Origin of the sequence: Candidatus Aquicultor sp. (assembly GCA_036504445.1) — a bacterium.
Taxonomy (GTDB): Bacteria; Actinomycetota; Aquicultoria; order Aquicultorales; family Aquicultoraceae; genus DASXVE01.
The window spans coordinates 1-22,105 of the sequence record DASXVE010000006.1 but is presented as its reverse complement, the minus strand read 5'-3'; the positions used below and the strand labels follow the sequence as shown (position 1 = coordinate 22,105).

The window sequence follows — 22,105 nt, the reverse complement described above, 5'->3', positions numbered from 1 at the left end:
AGTGATGTATTCACGTGAAGGACAGTCTTAGCCGTGCGGGTTTGAAAACAAAAAAAGGGGCCAAAATGGCCCCCTTTTGGGATTACTTTCTACTACAAGGCTCAATTAATTTTTTATCGTGCCCATGATTGCTGAGAGCGAAGTGTTGTTAATATTATTATTGCCGCCACTAATATCACTGCTGCCACCGACGCACCTGATACCATAACCCGCAACATCGCTTACGGTGTTGCCCTGGATGGTCCCCTGTGTATTGGTCGTGCTGATACCGCAAGGAGTATCGACATCACGGCTGATGACGCTATCAATATTGCGGACCGTATTGCCTTGAATTACAATGCCGGTGCCGCCGCCAAAGACAACGATACCGTGGCGGTACTTACCGGTAATTTTGTTGCCGATAATCTTGATGTTTTTATGCTGGTAGACATTACCGTTTTGAAGGGCGATGCCCATTGGCTCATTCGGTGCTGAAGCGCTGCCGACAATGGTATTATTCTCGACTACGCTGTCTCTTGAGTAATCGCCCGAGGCGACCGGCTCGAAGTCGATGGCGCCAGGCATATTGTCTTTGCCCATCCGGTAAAAGTAATTACCGCTGATGGTGATGCGCTCGCCGCAATCGACCGATACGCCGCAGCGATTCGTCATGTTGCCGGTGAAACGATCGTTCTTGATCACGATATCGGCACAGCCCGTTCCTGGCTGATCCGGCTGACGGGTTACGTTAATACCGTCGGAAACCGGATTCGCGAATGTTACGCCGTCGAACGTGACTTTCGAGCTTTGTGCAAGCCACACGATATGATGGAATTCATCGAAGCCGAATGCGCTCGCATTGCCATCGAGTGTGACATCATGAATCGCGATATTAGACTTGCCGCCTATCCGAAGCAGGTGTCGCCCGCTGCCGGCTCTCTTCTTGATGGTACCCCCGCCTGCAATCGTTACATTTGACGGCACATCGAGCGTACCGCTGACGAATGTGGATCCTTTGGGGATAACAAGCGTTTTGCCGACTGAAGCATTAAGCGCAGACTGCAAAGCGCCGGTGCTATCGGAACCATCGCCTTTTGCGCCGTAATCGGCAGCATTAACAGTCGCACCCGTGATCACATACTGGCCACCGTCACTTGATCCGGAACCCGTTGATGTTGTGGTTCCCGTTCCTGTCGTTCCTGTTGTATTACCAGTACCGGTGTTTGTGGTCGTATCGACCGGTGCGGTCTGGGTTTCTTTCTTAAGCGTTATCGTTTTTGGAACCGACGAGTTAATCCAAGCACAGGAACCTGCAGGAATAGTTGTTGTCAACTTATACTGCTTTGTTGCTTGTTTGTAGACATAAGCATCATAGCCGGTCGGGACCAGAGCATCATCGTCAAACGGGTTTCCAACCATGTTCCAGCCTGCTTGAAGCTCTGTTGCAGCTTCGCCGGTAGACTTCATGTTCATAGTTACCGTTGTTTCTTTCGAGAAGAACGCCCAATATCCGGCTCCCATAACGGCTGGGTCAGCTTTGTCATACGTCCCAGTCTTAGCATTATAGGCATACAGCTGGGTGCCTAGATCAACACCATTGCCAACCGCAACCATATTCCATCCTGCGGGATACGAAACGGTTACGATACTGGGAACTTCTGGAATACTTGGTGTTTCAGTGGTAGCTGCAACAGATGATGGAGTCACTGTTGCGTCTGCCGCTGTCGCTACAACCGTGTTGTTGGTTGTAGCCGCGGTGTTGGTACAAGTTGCCGCTGAAGAATTTAAAACCGGAAACGTTAGCTGGGTAGCTACGACCATTGCCACTATGGCAACTACAGGCTTCTTGATCCACTTTTTCCGAGCCACTTGTGCTAGATGATTTGGTGTGTACTTCACGTCTTTTAAAACCCTCCAAAATCGTTGTCTCTTCTGTGTTTTCCCTACTTGCATAAAACACTCCTATCCTTACATGTTACATATGCACACTTGGTGTGCTACTAAGCGAAAACCAGTCTTAAGACACGGCGCATTTACTGTGGTATGGCCGCCATTTAATACAGTAGCATAGGGAAAATTGTTATCAAGAAATGAGGGCTTGCTTGACTTCGGCTTGTGGAAATGCGCTATCATGCGCTATTATTCCTGGTCAGGATAGGCATACATTTGTATATGCATGTTGATTGCGTTTTACAAAAAGAATACATTTCTGCCCGGCGATAGGCTTACCTGCAAAGCGCCTTTGAAGCTTTAGGCCGCCCGTGCGCTAATCGAGCGCCACCACCGCTCGTTTCGTTTGTACCAGTCGATAGTCATGCTCATCGCTTCGGAAAAGCCATATGCGGGCGCCCAGCCAAGTGCGCGCACCTTGCTCGTGTCTATCGAGTATCTGCGATCATGGCCAAGGCGGTCCTCGACAAAATTCATAAGGGATTTTGGTTTGCTGAGATGATTTAGAATAGTCTCGGTAATCTCGAGATTCGTTACCTCGTTGCCCGCACCGATGTTATATATATCACCGATTTTGCCCTTGCGCAGCACGACGTCAATGCCGTAGCAGTTATCTTCAACAAAACACCAATCGCGAACGTTCTTGCCGTCACCGTAAATAGGCACCGGCACGTCGGCGAGGAGGTTGGTCACAAACAGCGGAATCAGCTTTTCCGGATACTGGTACGGGCCAAAATTGTTCGAGCTTCGGGTGATTAGCACCGGGGTGCCGAACGTAGTTAAATGGGCCAGGCAAAGTAGGTCGGCAGCGGCTTTACTGGAAGAGTAAGGGCTGCTCGGCTCCAGCTTGTCGGTCTCTTTAAATGAACCCTCTGTTATGCTCCCGTAGACCTCGTCGGTCGATACATGAAGAAACCTGGTGATTCCCAGGTCGCGTGCCACACTTAGAAGCGTTTCACATCCAAGAACATTGGTTGTTAAGAACTCTTTCGCTGATGATATGGAGCGGTCGACGTGGCTTTCCGCAGCAAAGTTTACTACCGCATCCGCACCCTTCATCGCAGCCAGAACAGCTCTTGTATCACATATATCACCTTTAATAAAAGAGTAATGCGGGGCTTCTTCGACCTCGCTCAGATTTTGTAAGTTGCCCGCATAGGTAAGCTTGTCGAAGTTTACTATCTGATAATCGGGATATTTTGCGAGCATATAACGGATAAAGTTGGAGCCGATAAAGCCCGCCCCGCCGGTAATGAACAGCTTCAAAATAAAACCCCCTGAATATAATAGGTATTACTATCCATGCTTAAGCGACCAGTCATACGGAATCTCATCCGTATCGTGTGGAAGGCGGTGCTCGTCGGGCTCGCTGTAGTTATACAGCTCCGTCGGTGCATTTACCACCATCGCTTCGTTATCACTTATGCATTTCCAACCGTGATATACCTCATTCGGCACATGAATGAGCGTCGGGTTGTGCTCGCCGATGAAAAACTCGTTGACCTCACCCTCGGTTGCGGAACCCTCCCGTCCGTCGTAGAGGGCGAGCTTTAGCATCCCCTTAACACAGGCGATGTTATCTACCTGCTTTTTATGCATATGCCAGCCCTTAACAACACCTGGATAGGTCGTTGTTACATATATCTGACCGAACTTTTCAAAAAGGTCGTCATCACTTCTAAGCATCTCCATCAAACGACCGCGCTCGTCCGGAATCACTCGCAGCTTTTTTTGCTTCACACCGTCTATCACGTTATCAGCCTCCTCTTAGACCATCAAACTTCCCCATGCATGGGCCAGTACAAACAAGTTATCTACGCCACTTCAACCTCGCTGTTATCGCCGACCATCAGCCGGTACGCTTTGGGCCGCTGCTCGCTTCGATGAACCGTTACATTTCTACCTAAAAGGCTGTCCTCAATGCGGCTGCCAATCGCATCGATTATGCAGTCGGCCAGTATTATCGAGTGCTCGATCTCGCTTCCGGTTATCGTCACGTTATCGTGAACCGAGGTGAAGGGGCCGATATAGCTGTGCAAAACCTTGCTGTTCTTGCCGATAATCGCAGGCCCGCGAATCACGGAATCATGAATCTCGGCGTCTTCTTCCACAACAACACGCCCGTAAAGCCGGGTGTTTTCGCCTATAATACCGTCGATTCTGGGCTCGATGTCTTCAAGCATTATCCGGTTGGCTTCCAACATATCCTCAAGCTTTCCGGTGTCTTTCCACCAGCCGCTGATAACATGCGGGTGCACATCATAGCCGTTCCCCACCAGGTACTGGATGGCGTCGGTGATCTCGAGTTCATTGCGTCGGGACGGCGTGATCTCATTCACCGCCTTGAATATGTTCTTGTCGAACATGTAGACGCCGACTAACGCCAGATCCGACGGAGGGTTCTTAGGTTTCTCAACGAGTCTTTTCACCTTTCCGTCGCCCAGCTCGGCCACACCGAACTGCTGCGGGTTTTTAACGTGAGCTAAGAGTATCTGGCAGTTGGGTTTATTGCTGTTAAATGCTTCAACGAGACCGTTGATACCGTCTTTTATCATGTTATCCCCAAGGAACATGACGAAATCGTCCTCGCCGATAAAGTCCTGGGAGATTTTTACGGCATGCGCCAGACCCAAAGGGGCTTCTTGCTCGATATAGGTGATAGTGACTCCAAACCGGCTGCCATCACCAACGGCATGCATGACCTCTCCTTTCGTATCGCCAACTACGATTCCAATGTCTTTTATGCCCGCATCTCTAACGGTTTCGATCGCATAAAAGAGAATAGGTTTGTTGGCGACGGGTACTAATTGTTTCGCACTCGTAAACGTAATCGGTCGTAGACGCGTGCCGCTTCCACCGCTAAGGATTAAGCCTTTCATTAATCATCCTCCGAGCCTTCGACGTTGAAATTTACCTATGTTTCCGACATTTGCACGTCTTGTTATTCCCAAAACATGCATTTACTAAATCTTAAAGGCCCGGCTATCTAGCGTCCTGCGCTCTGTTGCAAGAGTAGTGCTGTGATTGGTTGAAAGTAAGAATGGATATAAATATCACAACCTAAGTAAAGGAGACCGCTCGTGAAGATACTTGTAACCGGCGCTAAGGGAATGCTTGGCACCGATCTGCTCGCCGCCTTTTCTGCTAAGCATGACGTAATCGGCGTCGACATAGATGGTTTCGACGTAACGGATAATGTAGTAACCGGCAAAAACATCGCAAGAATCAATCCCGATATCGTGGTCCACGCAGCAGCGTTCACTAATGTCGACGGGTGTGAGACTAACGTCGCTTTAGCGTATAAAGTAAATGCGGTGGGCACGCAAAACATTGCGCTTGGCTGCCAAGCTCTGGATATACCGATGCTTTACATAAGCACCGATTTTGTCTTTGACGGTAAGAAGGGTGAACGGTATCTGGAGTGGGATATGCCGAACCCGCTAGCGGTCTACGGCGCGTCAAAGTATGCCGGAGAGCAAATCGTACGTGCGCTCCTCAATAAATTCTACGTAGTGCGGATCGCTTGGCTGTATGGGGAGCATGGCAACAACTTCGTCAAAACCATACTGCGGTTGGCCGATGAGAAGGATAGACTACAGATAGTGAGCGACCAAGTAGGTTCGCCCACCTATACGAAAGACGCAGCGCGAGGAATTCTCAAGCTTTTAGCCACCCAAAACTACGGAACATACCATATGGTTAATAAGGGTGAAGTCTCCTGGTTCGGTTTCGCAAGCAAAATACTAGAGCTTGCAGGCAGAAATGATATTGTAGTGGAGCCTATCACCACCCAGGCACTTAATCGACCGGCAAAGCGGCCGGGGTTTTCGGCGCTCCGGAACATGGCACTTGAGCTTACAATTGGCGACTTTATGCGTCCTTGGGACGCCGCTCTCGAAGAGTTTATGATAAAGCGTTAGCTAAGAAGCTCTTCGGGCCGGGGCTCCACTCGGATGTGTTTCGTACCGGATATAGTTATAGTCGTATCCGTTACCCGGCATCACATGGTTAATGACAATGCCCAGCATACGGGCGCCTATCTTTTCAAACGCGGCTTTTGCACTGATAAGAGCATGCTTCTTAGTTTGCCCATAACGCGTGACCAGCAAGACCCCGTCCACGTTCGGTGCAACTACCGCGGCATCCGTCACCGCAAGAATCGGCGGTGAGTCGATAATAATGAAATCATACGATGTCCTTAAGCTCATAAGAAAATCCTTCATGCGGGTGGATCCAAGCATTTCGGCAGGATTAGGAGGAATCAGGCCGCTCGGTATCATATCGAGCCCTTCGATTTGAGTGCTCACAACCGCACCCCTTGCATCTACCTTGCTCGCTAATATGTTCGAAAGGCCGACCTCATTTTTTACGTTAAGAACAGTATGCGCTTGTGGTTTTCTGAAGTCGCAGTCAATAAACATAACCTTCTGGCCTCCCTTGGCGAGCATTATCGCCAGGTTCGCGCTTACCGTAGTTTTGCCTTCTTTCGGGCCTGCGCTCGACACAAGGATTACCTTGGTCGATTGATCGAAATTGAAATACTGGATATTAGTGCGCAGGCTTCTAAATGCCTCCAGAACAACCGAGTTTGCCTCTTGTTTACCCACTGCCCTTCTATTAGTCATTACCGGAATAGTGCCCAGAGCGGACAGCCCCGTTAAACGTTCAATTTCGGGGGCGACCTTTACTGATGTATCCAATCGCTCGAGTAGAAAAGCCAAGCCCGAACTGAACATCAACCCTGCGAGCATGCTGATCACTAGATAGAGTGCGGGCTTCGGTTGCACCGGATATATCGGCTGTGTGGCAGGTTCTACCAATCGTATGAACGTCACCGGTTCTGAGGATGAAAACGATTGAATGTCTTTAATCCTCTCCGATAAAACTATGCCTAACATGTTTGTAATGTCGGTGGCTCTCTTGGGATTAGTGTCCTTGACTGTTACCTGTATAAGCTGGGTATCGATAATTGGCGCCGCAGTTATCCTTTTGAGAAGATCCCCCGAGCCCGTATTTAGCTTAAGTCGTTTAATAACCTCATTTGCGACGACTTGTCCGTTTAAAAGCTCGCTGAATGTTTTTGCCAGCCTCTCATCCAATAATACGGATTGATACGGATCAGCGGTTGTCTGATTCGACGATGCAGCCGGCCTGTGGGCAACCAACAATTTGGCCGATGTTTCATATACTGGTATCATTCTCGACGATATTATGGCGGCGGCAAGCATACATAGCAAAGTCACTATTAGTATCAAGCCTTTTCGCTTGCCTAATATATGCAAACTTTCGATTAAGTCGGTATCGGTTGATTTATCCATAAGTTCTTACCGAACAAGTAGAAACACGGCTTGCTCGGCAATACAGCTCCTTTCGGTTTTTGTAAATTACTTCCTCTATTTATTGCAAAACATCTCTCACTTTAAACATGAGGAGTTAACGTACTAATGACCGTTTGTAATAGATTTTCAAACAAAGCCCTGTTTGAGATCTATTCCTTGCGCCTACGATCTATGGCACAACCTCATATCGAGATTCTATCTTGGGTGCGTTTAAAAGCGTCGCCCGCACCGAACAATACTTTTCTTCCGATAATTCGATAGCCCGCTTCAATGCCGATTCGCTGATGCTATCGCCGGTTATTCTGTAGGTTAATTCGATTTGCGTAAACCTTTTCGGGTATTGATCCTGCTGAATGCCCTCGACCTCGACACTAAATGAAGTTACGCTATGGTGCTGTTTCTCCAAGATGCTGATAATATCAATCGCCGTGCAGCCGGCCAAGGAGAGCAAGAGCAATTCCGTAGGGCGAAAACCCGCACCTTCACCGCCATGCTCGGGAAGCGAGTCCATCACAACTGTCATCTTACGTTCGCCCGCGCCAACAAATTGCAGGTTATCTACCCACTCGACATGAAGCTTCATAGTATCCTCCGCCGGATTCACGATACCCGTCTATTTATGTACACATAATCGACATTTCTTACATATGGGTATGTACCCTCTTAGCTATTCTTATAAGCGTTAATCCTGCGGATTATGATGTGCCCAATAACACTACTGTGAGGCGTATATCACCGGCATAATATCCATTATTTACCCGCTACAGCCGTGATTAGTGATTTAAATAAGCGGTTGCCGGGTATATAACCACATGCATGTTGATTGATGAATTCAGCCCGTAACAGCTATAATTCAATAATATTCATGAGCGTGCGCAACTAAGTTTACGTGCGCTCATGCAGCGAGTATCGCAGAAAGGAGATGCTATGCTTGAACTTATGGATTTAAAAGTAGAGGTATCCGGTAAGGAAATCCTCCACGGAGTTAACCTGCAGATAGATGAAGCGCAAACGCACGTGCTGTTCGGCCCGAACGGGGCCGGGAAAACCACACTCTTGATGGCGATCATGGGATTCCCGGAATATAAAGTCACCGCGGGCAAAATCATTTTCAACGGTGAAGATGTTACGTATATGCCGCTTCATGAAAGAGCCCGAAAAGGCATCGGGATGAGTTTCCAACGCCCGCCGACGATAAAGGGCTTGAGGACCCACCAAATCATCGAGCTCTCGGCACGCGACGGTGTCGATATCGACGCAATTGCAAACGAGGTAAACCTCGGTTACCTTTTAAGCCGCGATGTTAACGACGGGTTCTCTGGAGGAGAGATTAAGCGTTCCGAGCTCGCACAGCTTATGGCGCAAGAACCAAAATTCGTCCTCCTCGACGAGCCGGAATCGGGTGTCGATCTCGAGAACATATCGCTTTTGGGGCGAGCAATCAATAAGCTGCTGCAAAAAGGCATGAAGCGGAAACGCGTAAATTCGGGGCTTATCATCACGCACACCGGCTATATTCTCGATTACGTGGAAGCCGACAGAGGACATATCCTAATCAACGGCAAGGTCTCTTGCTCGGGAAACCCTAGAGATATGCTCAAACACATCAAAGAAAGTGGGTATGATGAATGCGCAATTTGTCCGGTATGCTAGAAGAATTAAATGTGCGTGCGCACGCCGCAATCGATAAAAAAGCGCCGTTTGGCGAAGACATAGATCTGACGAAATATATTAAGGTATCCCAGGGTCAGGCCTACGTCGAAAACCTGGATACGCTTCCAAAGGACGAGAAAGAGCGTCTCTACGCCGTCGGCGTCGATACTAAAGAATCCCAGCGCTCCGGCAGTTTCGTGCAACATGACGTCAGCGTATCGCATCGCCGTTCGATGCAGGAAGGCGTCGAGGTCATGGGCACTAGAGAAGCCCTTGAGAAATACGACTGGCTCGAGGACTACTGGTGGAAAGCGGTAAATGTCGACCAGGATAAATATACCGCGCACGTGCAGCTGCACCAGAACGACGGATACTTCATCAGAACGCTGCCCGGCGTAAAAACGACATTTCCGCTGCAGGCATGCCTCTACCTACGGGAAGAGCAATTCGCCCAAAACGTCCACAACATCATAATAGCCGAGGAAGGCTCAGAGCTTCATATTATCACCGGCTGTACAACGGGACCGCACGTTAAAGAAGGTATCCATCTCGGCGTTTCCGAGTTCTTTATTAAAAAAGGAGCCAAGGTCTCGTTTACGATGATCCACGGTTGGAACGAGAACGTCGCGGTACGGCCGCGCACCGGTATCATCATCGAAGAAGGCGGTGTGTATCTGTCGAACTACATCCTGCTTCGCAAAGCGCACTCGCTTCAGATGTACCCGAACGCCTATCTAAACGGCAGAAACGCCACAGCCAGCTTCAACTCGATCATCGCCGTGCCTGAAGGCAGCCATGTCGACAGCGGTGCCCGCACCTGGCTTAGGGCCCCCGGCGCCAAAGCCGAGATCATCTCACGCACCATTTCTACCGGCGGGACGGTTATTTCCCGCGGGCATATGATCGGCGAGGTCCCCGGTGTTAAAGCGCATATGGAGTGCAACGGCCTTATCCTTACGGAAACCGGTATCGTAGCGGCCGTGCCCGAGCTTGAGGGCCGCGTCGCTGATGTCGAGATGTCGCACGAAGCTGCGGTCGGCAAGATCGCCAAGGAAGAGATCGAATACCTCATGGCGCGCGGCTTAAGCGAAGACGAAGCAAAATCGACGATCATCCGTGGTTTCTTAGATGTCGGCATTATGGGTTTGCCGCCGCACCTCGAGGCAGCCGTTCAAAAAGCTGTCGAAACCGGTGAGAAGGGCTTTATGTAACGCGACGTTTAGAGTGAAGTCGTTGAGTGGCATAAAACACCAGGAAGAGTATTTGGAGGGATAGTATATGGCCACAACAACGGTAAAGCTCTTTGCCCCGGAAATAAGCTGCGACCACTGTGTCGGTGCGATCGAAGGCGGTCTTAGAGGACAAGCCGGCATAGAAAGTGTTCAGGTCGATAGAGACAACAAGATGGTCACGGTTACATACAACACGGATTTCACGAGTGAGATTGAGATTAAGCACAAAATGAGAGATATCGGGTACGAGGTTGTTGGTTAGCATAAAGGTGCTCGTAATTAGCCTATCCCTTGTTCTCACCCTCGGGAGACGGAAATAAAAAGCGCCACGTTGTGGCGCTTCTACTTAATATATATCGGCACCTATAGCGAAAAACTTTAGCACTTTTTTAAATCTTTTTAGGTAACAATCCGTATTAATGAAACTCCGATTCCAAACGCTACCGCCAAAATGCCGAGTACTGCAGCAACTAAACCAAGGATAATTCCAATTACAGCCCAAATCGTCCCCGATCTAACACCGGAGAGTGTTTGTCCAAGACCAACCGCACCCAAAATTACCGCAATAACTGCCAGAATAATGCCTGCGACAGGCCCGATTATGCCTCCCAGGTTAGTCACGCTCGCCAATATTGCTAGAACACCAAATACCGTACTTAAGACTGCCGCAACGCTCATCGGCTCAACCACTCTTCCAACCGGGCTTCGTGTCGGATATTGCTCCTCATCCATTCTGCGTTCAGGTCTAGCCATGATCGACCCTCCCCAATTCATCTGCATTACTTATACCCATATTTTCAAATCCGATAGATATGCCAAGCAAAATGACGGCACCATGATTCGGGGTAGGAGTATAATCGGATACTATGGAGATTTATCTGTTTGCGGCCGTATTGCTCAGCCCTAAGCGGTCATTGAGGATATCTATCATAATATAGTTGGCCGCATGGGTGATGCTGTCTTTAAATTCGGAGTCGATCTTGGTGCTTGCGGTGCATGGATAGCTTGAGAGACCCTTGCATGCGACCTGTATAATGGTTTCATCAGCCTTGCGGCTTTCGAGGATGCGGGCAAGATAGTACGTGGCACCACACGGAGCGCTTTGCACAACATCCGCCTTTTTGATGACGCCGTTTTCTACGGTAAGGTCTAAGATGGGTCTGCCAATCCGAAACTCGTTCATGAACCTGCCGATATACGAATCGGGGTCGGCGGTAAGATTACAGAAAGGTTTTGGCGCGGCGAATTCTAAGCCCATCGTCTTGCATGCTTCTTCAAGTTCTTCTTTTGTCCACCTGCCGAGCCAATCGGGATGCTCGACCGGCACGATGAGAGCCTTGCTTCCCGCCTGTGCGGCAAGCCTCGGGATTTCAACCAGCAGGTCGTTGTGAATATTTATCGCAATGGTTATATCATGTACCGGCAGCAGACCGTGCAGGTAGTCATCGGGGTCATCGATGAACTGATTCGTCAGAACCGGCAGTTGAAGGTGTCCGGCAATGCGGTTTGAAAAGTCAGGTACCAGCTTCACCCGGCATTTTACACAGTCTTCTCCACATGCCGTGCAGAGCTTATCGGTATTTTTGAGATGCGCCAAAAAGCGCAGCGCGTAGTTTTTGTCGAACTGCAGGAGGTATTGACTCTCCCCTTGCTTGACGGCCGGGGCGGCCCCTGCAGAGATAACGTAGAGTTCGATGATTACCACCTACCGTTTTTCTAACGGTGCGTATTTTAGGAGCAGCGTTTTTTCACCTTCGACGGCAAACAATACACTTACCTGATCGGGTCCCTTAACGGACAGCACGCGGCCTTCACCGAATTTCTTGTGGTATACGGTATCGCCGGCGACAAACTCACCGATTTCAGACGGCGGCAACGCCTTGGTGTCGACCTGCTCCCCGCTCGTCATCAGGTCGGCCGGTATCTCGTTGATAAACCGTGACGGCGAATTGTAGTTAACGCCGCCCCAGAGGTTTCTCGACCAGGCATTGCATAGATACAGCTGTTTCATCGCGCGAGTAACGCCCACATAAAAGAGCCGGCGCTCCTCTTCTAGTTCGGCGGGCTCGGTCATCGAGCGAATATGAGGGAAAATGCCTTCCTCCAAGCCGACGATGAAGACAACGTTAAATTCAAGCCCTTTAGCGTTGTGCACGGTCATTAAGGTAACGGAATTCTGCTCGTCGTCGTAGTTGTCGATATCCGCAATTAACGAAATCTCTTCCAAGAACTCATCGAGCGATGTTTCATCCCGGCTGTCCTCGAACTCTTTTATAACGCCGAGGAATTCTCGAACGTTCTCAGCTTTACCCTGGGCTTCTATTGTACCTTCCGCCTCGTATGATGCGAGATACCCCGTTAGATCGAGCAAAGCTTTTGTGATGTTCTCAAGCGTCTCTTTCTCTTTGATACCCTGCAGCTCATCAAGGAGCACTAGAAACTTTTTGATATTTTTAGTTGCCGCTGTTGAAAGGTCATGTATCTCATCGACCTTAACCAGCGCATCATAAAAACTGACGTTGTTGCGGAGCGCAAAAGCGTCTATCTTTGCGATCGTGGTATCGCCTAACCCGCGCTTCGGCACATTAATAATGCGCTTAAAACTTACGGCGTCGAGCGGATTATAGAGCACGCGCAAGTATGCAAGAATGTCTTTGATCTCGGCGCGGTCGTAGAATTTAAGACCGCCGATGATCCGGTAGGGAACGCCGAAACGCAGAAATATCTCTTCAAGCACACGCGACTGGGCGTTTGTGCGGTAAAAAACGGCCATATCTCTGTACTTGGTACCTGTTTTTACCATTTGCTCGATTTCGGTCGCCACGAACGTCGCCTCTTCGTGCTCGTTTTCGCTCTGGGAACGGACGATTAGTTCGCCCTCTTCATTCTCGGTCCACAGAGCTTTGGGTTTGCGCGTGCGGTTGTTCTGCATCACGAAATTCGCCGCTTTGAGAATCGTTTTTGTCGAGCGATAGTTTTGTTCGAGCTTTATCACGTTGGCATCCGGGTAATCGTTTTCAAATTCCAAGATGTTGCGGATGTCCGCCCCGCGGAATTTATAGATACTTTGATCTTCGTCGCCGACGACACAGAGGTTGCGGTGTTTGCCGGCGAGCGTGCGCACCAGTTCGTACTGCGCGAGGTTGGTATCCTGATACTCATCTATGAGGATGTACTGAAACTTCTCCTGGTACGTCTCGCGAACCGACGGAAAGAGCTTAAAGAGACTGACCGCGTTCATAATAAGGTCGTCGAAATCCATAGCGTTGCTCTGGTAGATACGTTCCTGGTACAGCTTATATACATCGGCTACCACGCGCTCGGGGTGTGTTATCGCGCGCATGGCGAACGTCTCGGCATCGATGAGCTCGTTTTTTGCGTCCGAGATCGCGTTTGCTATCTTCGAGGCCGGGTAACGCTTGTTGTCTATGTTAAGATCGCGCATGCAGTACGTGACAAGACGGGTTGAATCCTTATCATCGTAGATGACGAAGTTGCTGCTGTAGCCGAGCCGGTCGGCCTCCGCACGCAGGATTCGAACGCACGTCGAATGAAACGTGCTCACCCACATCGCACGGCTTATCCTGCCGACGAGAAGGGCGACGCGCTCTTTCATCTCGTTCGCCGCTTTATTGGTAAAGGTTATTGCAAGTATGTTGAGCGGATTGACGCCTTTCTCCTTGATAAGGTAGGCGATCCGGTAGGTAAGCACTCTCGTCTTACCGCTCCCCGCACCTGCCACAACCAAAAGCGGGCCGTCCGTATGTTGTACTGCTTCGGATTGAACCGGGTTTAAATTATCTAGCATCTATTATGACCTCGTGTTAATTATCTCGTTACGTTGCTGCGGTATATCGTCGTCTGTAATTATAAATGACCGAAAAAAATAAGGGTCTGCAAATGGGACCCTTATTATTGCCGGCGCCCTCCTATTATAGCGCAACGCTATATGTATTTCTAAAGTTTTATGCACCGCATGGTATATAATAGGACCATGCGATTACGGCTATATCGACTATCCCGGGAGCGAGAATAATTAAACTGCTTTATGTTGGAATCGGTGGGTTCCTTGGCGCTATAACACGATACCTGGTCGGCGGCTGGATTATGGGTTCCGGGCGCTTCGTCTTCCCGTGGGGCACGTTCGTTATTAACGTGACCGGCTCGTTTCTGCTTGGTTTGTTCTTCGCCGTTTCCATGGAACGTCTCGGTGTGGCGGGATTCTGGCGCCCGTTTTTCGCGATTGGGTTTCTCGGCGCCTACACCACATTCTCAACATTCAGCCTGGAGACGATGAACCTTATCGAGAGCGGGAGCTTTCTGCTTGCAACCGCCAACATCGTGGCGAGCGTGCTGTTGTCGCTTCTAGGGGTATATATTGGCATAATGATCGGGCGCAATATCTAGGAGGCTACATGAAAATCACCGGTTCCGGTAAGCTGGTTCGTATCTTTATCGGCGAATCCGATCAGTACCATCAGAAACCGCTGTATTCGGCAATCATCGAACGAGCGCGCGAAGAAGGCTTAGCCGGCGCAACGATGTTGCGCGGCGTTGAGGGGTTCGGCGCCCATAGCCGCATCCATACAATGCGAATTCTCCGCCTGAGCGATGACCTCCCCATCGTAATCGAGATAGTCGACCGTGAAGACAGAATTAACGCGTTTCTGCCTATCTTAGACGAGATGGTTTCCGAGGGATTGGTAACGCTGGAGGATGTTGATATCTTGGTCTACCGGCACCGATTCGGTGACGAAGAGTAGTTGCATAAAAAAAGCCGCCCGTTAATGGCGGCTCAACGTTAATAATTATAAGTTATCAAATATTTGTTCAGACTAATCCCTAAGGTGTATCAACTAGCTATATGGCTATGCTTCGCAAGCTTAGCAAGCACCTTAAAGAATGGCTTCTACGTAAACGCTGCCATTTAAATCTAAGCGCAAATACTACACGAGCTGCTTACCTATAACCTTGCAAATTGGCCTTACTTCATTTACCAGCTGCTTCATTTGCTCCGGTGTCAGCGACTGCGCACCATCACAGAGCGCCTTCTTTGGATTTGGATGAACTTCGATCATCAGGCCGTCAGCACCTACGGCTGCGGCAGCCCTGCTCATCGGGATAATATAGTCGCTGTGCCCCATCGCGTGGCTGATATCTACGATAATCGGGTGGGAGCTGAGTTTCTTCACAACCGGCACCGCACCGAGATCCAGGGTAAAGCGTGTTGCGGTTTCGAAGGTACGGATGCCTCGCTCGCAGAGAATTACATTTGGGTTACCGGCTGTCGTTATATACTCCGATGCAAGCAACCACTCGTCAATAGTCGCCGACATGCCGCGCTTGAAAACCACCGGCACCTGTCTCTCAGCTGTGAGCTGGCCTATCTTCTTTAATAGTGAGAAATTTGCCATGTTCCTCGTACCGACCTGAATCACGTCGACATAGCGCAGAACCAGCTCGACGTGTTCGGTATCCATGACCTCGGTTACCGCTTGAAGCCCGTACTCTTTTGCGGCGCGCGATAGAAATCGCAAGCCTTCTTCTGCGAGACCCTGGAAGCTGTACGGGGAGGTCCGGGGCTTAAACGCGCCGCCCCTCAAATATGTAAGCCCAAGCTCTGAGACAGCCTTTGCTACCTCCATCACTTGCTCTTCACTCTCAATTGCACAAGGTCCTGAAATGACGGTAAGATCGCGATTCGTTATCACGTTAACCTCCTAATCCAGGCTCTTCATTGCGCGCAATATCGCTTCGAATACCCCGCGCAAATCGTCATCATACAGCGGCCCGTCGTTTTGCGTCGTTACATTTTGGAAGATTGCCTCTTCCCGGCCCGGATCGTAGAGCTGGATGCTGTTCTCTTCTTTGATTTCCCGAATATCGAGCGATAGCTTTGCCCGGTCGTTAAGGCGCTCAACTATTCCCCGATCGATCTCATCGATTCTTGCACGCAGATCGTAAATCTCCTTCAACGCTTTGTCGCTCATAAGCCCTCCCTATTCCCATTCAATCGTTGCCGGCGGCTTCGAGCTAATATCATAGGCAACGCGATTTACGTAATCGACCTCGTTGATAATACGATTCGATATCTTCTCAAGTATATCAAACGGGATGCGCGCCCAATCGGCAGTCATAGCATCCTCGCTGGTCACAGCACGCAGAATTATGGGATAGGCGTATGTGCGCTCATCGCCCATAACCCCGACACTTTTTACGCACGGCAACACCGCAAACGATTGCCAGATTACGCGGTATAAACCGGCACGCTTAATTTCCTCTTCGAAAATCGCGTCGGCGTCGCGCAGGACATCCAGCCGCTCTAGAGTTATTTCGCCAATAATGCGAACAGCTAAGCCCGGCCCCGGGAATGGGTGGCGCCATACGATCTCTTCCGGAAGGCCAAGTTCTTCGCCGACGGCGCGCACTTCATCTTTAAAAAGCGCACGCAGCGGCTCGACCAGCTCGAGTTCCATATCCTCCGGCAGGCCGCCCACATTGTGGTGTGTTTTTATCTTTGCGGCGTCTCTGGTGCCGCTTTCAATAACATCCGGATACAGTGTGCCTTGTACAAGGTATTTCGCATCATGGAATTTTATAGCCTCTTCCTCGAAGACGCGGATAAACTCCTCACCGATAATTTTGCGTTTGCGCTCGGGATCGGTTACGTCTTCGAGTTTGGTTAAGAACCGGTCTTGCGCTTGTACGTGGATAAGATTTATGTGGAAATGTTTCTTGAAGGTCTCTTCGACCTTCTCCGCCTCGCCCTTGCGAAGCAGACCGTGGTCGACAAAAATACAGGTCAAGTTGTCGCCGATGGCCTTATGAACCATAATAGCCGCAACTGCGGAATCGACGCCGCCGCTTAAACCGCAGACGACTTTATTATCCCCTACCTGCTTCTTAATTTTATCGACCGCTTCTTCAATAATTGAAACCATCGTCCAATTCGGCGCACATTCACATGCATCGTAGAGAAAATGCTTGAGCACGCTCATACCGTATTCGGTGTGCACTACCTCCGGATGAAACTGCACTCCGTAGAGTTTCTTGGCAGGATCTACCATCGCCGCGACCGGGGCGCTGTTCGTGTGCGCCGTAACCATAAAACCGGCGGGTACATTTTTGACCGCATCCTGATGGCTCATCCATACAATCTGGTTCAGGGGAAGATCCCTGAAAAGACCGTTATCGGCATCAACAACCAGGTCTGTCTTACCGTATTCCCGGTTTCCTGTGCGAGCTACCTCGCCACCCAGCGTATGCGCCATCAGCTGCATACCGTAACATATGCCCAAAATCGGCACGCCGAGCTCGAAAAAGGCCGGGTTTACCGCCGGAGCTTTATCCGCATATACGCTCGCCGGACCGCCCGATAATATCAGGCCGGTCGGGTTTTTTGCCTTAAGCGCTTCTATCGAGATATCGTGCGGTACGATCTCCGAGTATACTTTGCACTCGCGCACACGACGCGCGATGAGCTGAGCATACTGCGCCCCGTAATCTACAACAAGAACTGTCTGGTTTTCGTTTAATGATGCCAATATTGATTCTCCTTACGCCATTCCGACGCCTTGCGATTGCTGAAGCACTTTACCCTCGGTCTGCAGTGATGGTGCAACCATGACCTCAGCTTTCTGAAATTCTTTAATATTTTGATAGCCGCATGTCGCCATCGAGGTGCGAAGTGCGCCAAACAAATTGAGAGTTCCGTTGTTTTCGTTTGCAGGCCCCAGCAACAGCTGCTCGAGTGAATATTTGTGACCGGCATACACACGCGTCCCTCTTGGAAGCGTTGGATGGAACGTTGCCATGCCCCAGTGATAACCGAGACCCGGCGCTTCCTGTGCGCTGGCGATCGGCGAGCCGATCATCACGGAATCCGCGCCGCACACTATCGCCTTGGATATGTCGCCGCCGTAGCGCATACCGCCGTCGGCTATAACCTGGCAATACCGGCCGCTTTCCTCAAGATACGTCATTCTGGCCGCAGCCGCATCGGCAATAGCCGTTGCCTGCGGCACGCCAAGGCCGAGCACGCGCCTGGTCGTGCAGGCGGCACCAGGGCCAACCCCGACGAGAACTCCGGCCGCGCCGGTTCTCATGAGGTGGAGCGCGCCGGAGTACGATGCGCAACCGCCGACTATGACCGGGATATCGAGTTCGCTGATGAATTTCTTAAGATTTAGCGGCTCGACCATAGTACTGACATGCTCGGCGCTAACAACCGTTCCCTGGATAATTAAGATATCAAGACCGGCCTTGAGCGCGATCCTGTAATATTTCTCGACCTTCTGAGGGGTAAGGGACGCCGCAGCGATAACGCCGCCATCTTTGATCTCCTTGATCCGTTTCGCAATAAGCGCTTCTTTAACGGGCTCTTTGTAAATCTCCTGGAGGCCGCGCGTCGCATCCTCTTTCGAGTAGCCGGCAATTTTCTCAAAGATAGGAGCGGTGTCCTCGTAGCGCGTCTGCAATCCTTCGAGATTTAAAACCGCCAGGCCGCCCAGCTTACCGAGCGCAATCGCAAGACTCGGGCTTACGACGCCATCCATTGCTGACGCCAGAAGCGGCAATTCGAATTTGTGCCCCGCAAAATCCCAGGCTATATCAATGTCTTCAGGGTCGCGCGTGCGCCTACTCGGCACGATCGCGATGTCGTCAAAACCATATGCACGTCTTCCTCGTTTGCCTCGCCCTATCTCTATTTCCATACGTCCTCCCGTAAAAAGTAGTGGTATATATGATTATACAAAAAACCCCAGCGCTTTGCGCCCTCTAGGGGCTAGCTTCTGGGTGTCGCGTACAGAATTATTCAACTGATGACTCTGATCATAGGTGCTCGATTCATGGATAAAATTTTGACTATAGTACACCCGGAGATTGCTTGTGTCAAGAAACAGCAGTATCCGGTAGTGGGTCAGTTTCAATCCAACAATTTTGCAATCTCTTCGAGCGTCCAAACATGGTCCGCTATACCAGCAGCCATAGCGGGAGTCGTCTTGTAAGGACCAGATAGAGTCTTATGCGGTCTAGCGAAGTTGTAATACATGAAGTGGAGACTAACCGCATGTGCTAAGTTCTCCGCTTTCTTGGAGAAGGCGTTTGTGAGTCGTGTAAACCTTCTCATTCCCATACGCATTGTAAGGTTCTGGCGCTCGACGTAAGATGTCGAAGCGTATTTTATATCTGGGTTTCCAGCGATAACCTTTACCTCCGCACCGATACAGTGTGCCGGTGAGTAGCGCTTTTGTGTTTCAGGTTCGGTTCCGTAGAGCTTATGAAGTACTGCATAGTCGATATCCCCACCGAAGCTCTTCTCGATAGCCTCAAGGTAGGGTTTGTAACCGTCTGTGGTGAGCTGTACTTTGTTGCGAAGCCTCGATGCGACGTCAGCGACAAATGCTCTAGCATCTGCGGTGTTGCGCTCTCCGACCAACCAAGACGGAACGAGCTTGGTGTCAGCATCTAGTGCTACCCACGTCCACACGTCGCCATAGCCATATTCGCCCTGGTGCTCTTCCGGTACGTTTTTCTGCTTGGCATAGACAAAGCTCCAGATTTCATCAAACTGGAGCTTCTTACATGGCAGGTCGTGCATTACTTTGTCTTGATAGTCTGAGCAAGCATTACCGAGATCGACAAGCAGCTTGGTTACGGTATTCTTAGCGGCTCCGGTTATTCGAACAGTACCGCGAATACTCATTCCCTCTACTAGGCATCCTATTATTTGTGCTCGCTTCTCGACTGATAGCTTGTTCATACTGACCATTATACTTGAGCTGTTAGGCATTATCAAGCATTATGGTCAGTTTCATTCTTACGGGATTTCAACTGAATTACGCGGGCGCTAGCCCCACTTTGGCTGGGCGTATTTATAGGTTGACGTTGTATTATGTTTATAGGTGTAAAGTCATTAGTCAAGTACCCTAAAGGAAAACCAACCAACCTCTCTATATCCGCACTAGATAGCTGTGTATTTGCGGTCAAGTCTTCTATGGTCTGCATACCTGACGATAGAAGCATCTCGGTTGCACGACGTAAGAGTCGAGGCTCTTCTGCTGGCATCTCGAGGTCATATGGCTCTTGCCGTCGCCATTGACGGCGACTAAGGTTAGTCCAAAGACGCTTCTCAGCCTCCTCTGATAGAAAACCAGCCTGCCGCGCACGCATAATCATCAGCGCAATAGATACCTTCCACCTGGGCTTCATTGCCCGCATTGCATCAAGAGATACTGCGAATAAGTCCTCACAGAAAGGCTCCATTGGGAGAAGAAATGCTGCGGCAAAACGGTGCGCCTGCTCCTCTATCCTCTTAAAGTCAGCAGTTCTTGCAAGAATCCGCTTATTTACATGCTGATGCAGAAGAAGATGCCCAAGCTCATGCGCCGCGTCAAATCGCCACCTTACGGCTGTACCCTTATCTGTGCCCAATATGATGTAAGGCCGACCATCTTCAGGATCAAGCATTGATAGACTATCTAATGATTCCGCACCTAGCTCTAGCCGAGCCGTGAATACTCCTTGATTCTCAAGCAGCAGAATCATATTCCCTATTGGTGAGTCTCCCATGCCCCAATAACGCCTTGCATCCTGAGCAGCGTTCTCAATGTCGTCATCAGAAATAAGCAGCGGGTCAGTTGGCAACCCTAAATCTGGCAGATTAGCAGCAGGTGAGGATATAAACTGCCCAATATGCATTGCAATGTCTATTAACCACTTCACCTTCCACTTTGCGCTAGTTCTCGCCCTAATAGTTGCCGCACTCATAGAGCGAAAGAAGATTGTGTCGCCTTCCAATGACCTTGATGGTGCAGTAAAAAACGGTAGTGGCATGTTTAGCGCACTCGCCATGGTTTCTAGCGTTTTTGAATTAGGCGAGCACGCACCATTTTCATACTGTGAGATTGCTTGCGGTGACACACCTGAAAGTTCAGACAGTGAAGCGGCCGTTATTCCGCGAGCCTCCCGAGCTTCCCTAAGGCGTGCGCCAACAAACCCCGGTGTTCCTGTCTTCATTATTAAACAATACCTTTCTTTGATTTCCTGAGATATTCTAAAATCGCTTCCTCATCCCAATGCTTCGGTACATATCTCCTGGCAATATCAGGATAGGCTTCCATTAGGTTAATATCATGAACATAGCAATCAAAGTCCGCCGCTGGCCAGACCAGATAGATAGACCCCGGAAGGTGTCCGTTCTCTCGATAATCATCTCGAAGCCCCCGATAACGACTGTGTGTTAGTATTACGTAACAGCGATCAGGGTCGTCTTCGCTGGGAATGACATATGGAGGGTCTGGATTGAATAGCTGCCCCTGAGCAGTCCTGGCAAGACCTCTTCTGTAGTCGCATGCATCTACCATCGCACACGGAGCGGATACTGTTGCAGCGGTTAGAGTAACAGGCCCGCTTGTTATTTCAGTATGATTCCATGGCTGTTTCGGCGCTTTCTTAACTTCTGATTGGAGGCCATATCTATCTGCTACATCGCGAAGAAGCCCTTCTAACTTCGCTCTAGTGTAAAAGCCCCTGATGTTTTCTGCTTCCGTCTCTTCAAACGCCTGCCGAGATTCTTCCCAACCATCACGTCTTGCAAGATAGACTGCTTCGGTGACACTCTTCAAAAATGGTGCGGTTAAATACTTCAAAACTAACTGCTCAAGCGCTTTGCTATCCATTAATTCTCCTATGAAAGAAATCTACTCCAACTTACATTTTTATGTCGATCTCAGCACAAAGTTGCTGAAATCCTCAAAGACCCACTTGTTCTTCAGGGTCTGATAGATGATGCCAAGCAGCTTTTTTGCCGTAGCAATAATGGCCTTGCCCGAACCTTTCTTCGCTTTGAGCTTGTCGTAAAACGCTTTTAAGTACTCGGAATAGCGAATGGCTATTAACGTACACTGTACGAGTGTTGTCCTGCCGAGCTTACTTCCTCGCTTAGTTATT

Annotated in this window: 23 protein-coding genes; 6 read left to right on the top strand and 17 right to left on the bottom strand. The window is 49.8% G+C overall.

Features of this window, described 5'->3' with window-relative positions; genetic code table 11:
* Positions 1-105 precede the first annotated feature (105 nt).
* The 4 genes from VGK02_00600 to VGK02_00585 all read right to left on the bottom strand — a co-directional run bounded on the left by VGK02_00600 (position 106) and on the right by VGK02_00585 (position 4,808).
* Positions 106-1,932 (bottom strand): right-handed parallel beta-helix repeat-containing protein, encoded by a 1,827-nt coding sequence (locus VGK02_00600; GenBank protein ID HEY3373550.1) that lies wholly within the window; start codon positions 1,930-1,932, stop codon positions 106-108.
* Between the two features lie 297 nt (positions 1,933-2,229).
* Positions 2,230-3,195 (bottom strand): dTDP-glucose 4,6-dehydratase, encoded by a 966-nt coding sequence (rfbB, locus tag VGK02_00595; protein HEY3373549.1) that lies wholly within the window; start codon positions 3,193-3,195, stop codon positions 2,230-2,232.
* Positions 3,196-3,225: 30 nt separating this feature from the next.
* A complete protein-coding gene (locus tag VGK02_00590; protein HEY3373548.1) occupies positions 3,226-3,681 on the bottom strand; it encodes a dTDP-4-dehydrorhamnose 3,5-epimerase family protein in 456 nt (151 codons plus the stop codon).
* Positions 3,682-3,743: 62 nt separating this feature from the next.
* Positions 3,744-4,808 carry a glucose-1-phosphate thymidylyltransferase gene (locus VGK02_00585; GenBank protein HEY3373547.1) on the bottom strand — a complete coding sequence of 355 codons (1,065 nt, stop codon included), beginning with the start codon at positions 4,806-4,808 and terminating at the stop codon, positions 3,744-3,746.
* A 201-nt stretch (positions 4,809-5,009) separates the two neighbouring features.
* Between VGK02_00585 and rfbD the strand changes: the two genes are divergently transcribed.
* Positions 5,010-5,849, top strand: a complete 840-nt coding sequence (gene rfbD, locus VGK02_00580) for a dTDP-4-dehydrorhamnose reductase (GenBank protein HEY3373546.1) — start codon at positions 5,010-5,012, stop codon at positions 5,847-5,849.
* Here rfbD and VGK02_00575 read toward each other — a convergent pair whose 3' ends face one another.
* Both VGK02_00575 and VGK02_00570 read right to left on the bottom strand, forming a co-directional pair.
* On the bottom strand, positions 5,850-7,247 hold the full coding sequence (locus tag VGK02_00575; protein ID HEY3373545.1) for a polysaccharide biosynthesis tyrosine autokinase: 1,398 nt from the start codon (positions 7,245-7,247) through the stop codon (positions 5,850-5,852).
* 190 nt (positions 7,248-7,437) lie between these two features.
* A complete protein-coding gene (locus VGK02_00570; GenBank protein HEY3373544.1) occupies positions 7,438-7,851 on the bottom strand; it encodes an OsmC family protein in 414 nt (137 codons plus the stop codon).
* Between the two features lie 344 nt (positions 7,852-8,195).
* Here VGK02_00570 and VGK02_00565 point away from each other — a divergent pair, with 344 nt between their 5' ends.
* The 3 genes from VGK02_00565 to VGK02_00555 all read left to right on the top strand — a co-directional run bounded on the left by VGK02_00565 (position 8,196) and on the right by VGK02_00555 (position 10,415).
* Positions 8,196-8,921 (top strand): ABC transporter ATP-binding protein, encoded by a 726-nt coding sequence (locus VGK02_00565; protein ID HEY3373543.1) that lies wholly within the window; start codon positions 8,196-8,198, stop codon positions 8,919-8,921.
* Positions 8,897-10,132, top strand: a complete 1,236-nt coding sequence (locus tag VGK02_00560; GenBank protein ID HEY3373542.1) for a SufD family Fe-S cluster assembly protein — start codon at positions 8,897-8,899, stop codon at positions 10,130-10,132. Before VGK02_00565 ends, VGK02_00560 begins: the two co-directional genes overlap by 25 nt.
* A gap of 67 nt (positions 10,133-10,199) precedes the next feature.
* Entirely contained in the window at positions 10,200-10,415 is a 216-nt protein-coding gene (locus tag VGK02_00555; protein HEY3373541.1) for a heavy-metal-associated domain-containing protein, read from the top strand.
* 137 nt (positions 10,416-10,552) lie between these two features.
* Here VGK02_00555 and VGK02_00550 read toward each other — a convergent pair whose 3' ends face one another.
* The 3 genes from VGK02_00550 to pcrA all read right to left on the bottom strand — a co-directional run bounded on the left by VGK02_00550 (position 10,553) and on the right by pcrA (position 13,961).
* Positions 10,553-10,906 carry a hypothetical protein gene (locus VGK02_00550; GenBank protein HEY3373540.1) on the bottom strand — a complete coding sequence of 118 codons (354 nt, stop codon included), beginning with the start codon at positions 10,904-10,906 and terminating at the stop codon, positions 10,553-10,555.
* Positions 10,907-11,027: 121 nt separating this feature from the next.
* Positions 11,028-11,858: a DUF166 family protein gene (locus VGK02_00545; GenBank protein HEY3373539.1), complete on the bottom strand. Its 831-nt coding sequence runs from the start codon at positions 11,856-11,858 to the stop codon at positions 11,028-11,030.
* Complete coding sequence (gene pcrA / locus VGK02_00540) at positions 11,859-13,961, bottom strand: DNA helicase PcrA (GenBank protein HEY3373538.1); 2,103 nt, start codon at positions 13,959-13,961, stop codon at positions 11,859-11,861.
* A gap of 191 nt (positions 13,962-14,152) precedes the next feature.
* Between pcrA and crcB the strand changes: the two genes are divergently transcribed.
* Both crcB and VGK02_00530 read left to right on the top strand, forming a co-directional pair.
* A complete protein-coding gene (gene crcB, locus VGK02_00535; protein HEY3373537.1) occupies positions 14,153-14,560 on the top strand; it encodes a fluoride efflux transporter CrcB in 408 nt (135 codons plus the stop codon).
* An 8-nt stretch (positions 14,561-14,568) separates the two neighbouring features.
* Complete coding sequence (locus VGK02_00530) at positions 14,569-14,916, top strand: DUF190 domain-containing protein (GenBank protein HEY3373536.1); 348 nt, start codon at positions 14,569-14,571, stop codon at positions 14,914-14,916.
* 183 nt (positions 14,917-15,099) lie between these two features.
* Here the strand turns inward: VGK02_00530 and aroF are convergent, their stop codons facing one another.
* From aroF to VGK02_00490, 8 genes are all read right to left on the bottom strand, one after another.
* The gene (aroF, locus tag VGK02_00525; GenBank protein HEY3373535.1) at positions 15,100-15,864 is read right to left on the bottom strand and encodes a 3-deoxy-7-phosphoheptulonate synthase; all 765 of its coding nucleotides are present in this window, start codon (positions 15,862-15,864) and stop codon (positions 15,100-15,102) included.
* Positions 15,865-15,873: 9 nt separating this feature from the next.
* Complete coding sequence (locus VGK02_00520; protein ID HEY3373534.1) at positions 15,874-16,143, bottom strand: chorismate mutase; 270 nt, start codon at positions 16,141-16,143, stop codon at positions 15,874-15,876.
* Between the two features lie 9 nt (positions 16,144-16,152).
* On the bottom strand, positions 16,153-17,697 hold the full coding sequence (gene guaA / locus VGK02_00515; GenBank protein HEY3373533.1) for a glutamine-hydrolyzing GMP synthase: 1,545 nt from the start codon (positions 17,695-17,697) through the stop codon (positions 16,153-16,155).
* 12 nt (positions 17,698-17,709) lie between these two features.
* On the bottom strand, positions 17,710-18,867 hold the full coding sequence (locus VGK02_00510) for a GuaB3 family IMP dehydrogenase-related protein (GenBank protein ID HEY3373532.1): 1,158 nt from the start codon (positions 18,865-18,867) through the stop codon (positions 17,710-17,712).
* A 212-nt stretch (positions 18,868-19,079) separates the two neighbouring features.
* Entirely contained in the window at positions 19,080-19,916 is an 837-nt protein-coding gene (locus VGK02_00505; GenBank protein HEY3373531.1) for an IS1 family transposase, read from the bottom strand.
* A 32-nt stretch (positions 19,917-19,948) separates the two neighbouring features.
* A complete protein-coding gene (locus tag VGK02_00500) occupies positions 19,949-20,878 on the bottom strand; it encodes an ImmA/IrrE family metallo-endopeptidase (GenBank protein HEY3373530.1) in 930 nt (309 codons plus the stop codon).
* Positions 20,879-21,174: 296 nt separating this feature from the next.
* Positions 21,175-21,834: a hypothetical protein gene (locus tag VGK02_00495; GenBank protein ID HEY3373529.1), complete on the bottom strand. Its 660-nt coding sequence runs from the start codon at positions 21,832-21,834 to the stop codon at positions 21,175-21,177.
* 39 nt (positions 21,835-21,873) lie between these two features.
* The coding region (locus VGK02_00490) for an IS110 family transposase (GenBank protein ID HEY3373528.1) at positions 21,874-22,105 on the bottom strand (232 nt) is incomplete at its 5' end.

Bases quoted from the DNA above. Each gene is read 5' to 3' on its own strand.
- VGK02_00600 (HEY3373550.1), bottom strand. From the start codon at position 1,932: ATGCAAGTAGGGAAAACACAGAAGAGACAACGATTTTGGAGGGTTTTA.
- VGK02_00585 (HEY3373547.1), bottom strand. From the start codon at position 4,808: ATGAAAGGCTTAATCCTTAGCGGTGGAAGCGGCACGCGTCTACGACCG.
- VGK02_00575 (HEY3373545.1), bottom strand. From the start codon at position 7,247: ATGGATAAATCAACCGATACCGACTTAATCGAAAGTTTGCATATATTA.
- VGK02_00570 (HEY3373544.1), bottom strand. From the start codon at position 7,851: ATGAAGCTTCATGTCGAGTGGGTAGATAACCTGCAATTTGTTGGCGCG.
- VGK02_00565 (HEY3373543.1), top strand. From the start codon at position 8,196: ATGCTTGAACTTATGGATTTAAAAGTAGAGGTATCCGGTAAGGAAATC.
- VGK02_00560 (HEY3373542.1), top strand. From the start codon at position 8,897: ATGCGCAATTTGTCCGGTATGCTAGAAGAATTAAATGTGCGTGCGCAC.
- VGK02_00555 (HEY3373541.1), top strand. From the start codon at position 10,200: ATGGCCACAACAACGGTAAAGCTCTTTGCCCCGGAAATAAGCTGCGAC.
- VGK02_00550 (HEY3373540.1), bottom strand. From the start codon at position 10,906: ATGGCTAGACCTGAACGCAGAATGGATGAGGAGCAATATCCGACACGA.
- pcrA (HEY3373538.1), bottom strand. From the start codon at position 13,961: ATGCTAGATAATTTAAACCCGGTTCAATCCGAAGCAGTACAACATACG.
- VGK02_00530 (HEY3373536.1), top strand. From the start codon at position 14,569: ATGAAAATCACCGGTTCCGGTAAGCTGGTTCGTATCTTTATCGGCGAA.
- VGK02_00520 (HEY3373534.1), bottom strand. From the start codon at position 16,143: ATGAGCGACAAAGCGTTGAAGGAGATTTACGATCTGCGTGCAAGAATC.
- VGK02_00510 (HEY3373532.1), bottom strand. From the start codon at position 18,867: ATGGAAATAGAGATAGGGCGAGGCAAACGAGGAAGACGTGCATATGGT.
- VGK02_00505 (HEY3373531.1), bottom strand. From the start codon at position 19,916: ATGAACAAGCTATCAGTCGAGAAGCGAGCACAAATAATAGGATGCCTA.
- VGK02_00495 (HEY3373529.1), bottom strand. From the start codon at position 21,834: ATGGATAGCAAAGCGCTTGAGCAGTTAGTTTTGAAGTATTTAACCGCA.